At 49.8% G+C, this 915-nt stretch carries 1 rRNA gene; it reads right to left on the reverse strand.

The annotated features are described in order from the left end of the window. Positions 1–915, reverse strand: a 23S ribosomal RNA gene (locus CIK04_RS30570); the annotation flags it as partial.

A 915-nucleotide genomic window follows, 5' to 3' on the forward strand; every position in this document is an offset into this window, starting at 1 on the left:
CTTCTAAGCCAACATCCTAGCTGTCTAAGCCTTCCCACATCGTTTCCCACTTAGCTGTAATTTGGGACCTTAGCTGGCGGTCTGGGTTGTTTCCCTCTCCACGACGGACGTTAGCACCCGCCGTGTGTCTCCCGGATAGTACTTACTGGTATTCGGAGTTTGCAAAGGGTTGGTAAGTCGGGATGACCCCCTAGCTTAACAGTGCTCTACCCCCAGTACGTACTTCGTCCGAGGCGCTACCTAAATAGCTTTCGGGGAGAACCAGCTATCTCCGAGTTTGATTGGCCTTTCACCCCTAGCCATCAAGTCATCCGCTAATTTTTCAACATTAGTCGGTTCGGTCCTCCAGTTGATGTTACTCAACCTTCAACCTGCCCATGGCTAGATCACCCGGTTTCGGGTCTATATCCAGAGACTGAACGCCCAGTTAAGACTCGCTTTCGCTACGGCTCCCCTATACGGTTAACCTTGCCACTGAATATAAGTCGCTGACCCATTATACAAAAGGTACGCAGTCACACCACGAAGGTGCTCCTACTGCTTGTACGTACACGGTTTCAGGTTCTATTTCACTCCCCTCACAGGGGTTCTTTTCGCCTTTCCCTCACGGTACTGGTTCACTATCGGTCAGTCAGGAGTATTTAGCCTTGGAGGATGGTCCCCCCATATTCAGACAGGATAACACGTGTCCCGCCCTACTCGATTTCACTGAACATGCATCGTCAACTACGGGACTATCACCCTGTATCGTCGGACTTTCCAGACCGTTCGTCTAACACATGTAAAGCTTAAGGGCTAATCCAATTTCGCTCGCCGCTACTTTCGGAATCTCGGTTGATTTCTTTTCCTCGGGGTACTTAGATGTTTCAGTTCTCCCGGTTCGCTTCATTGAGCTATGTATTCACTCAATGATAC

The organism is Vibrio sp. 03_296 (assembly GCF_002265885.1).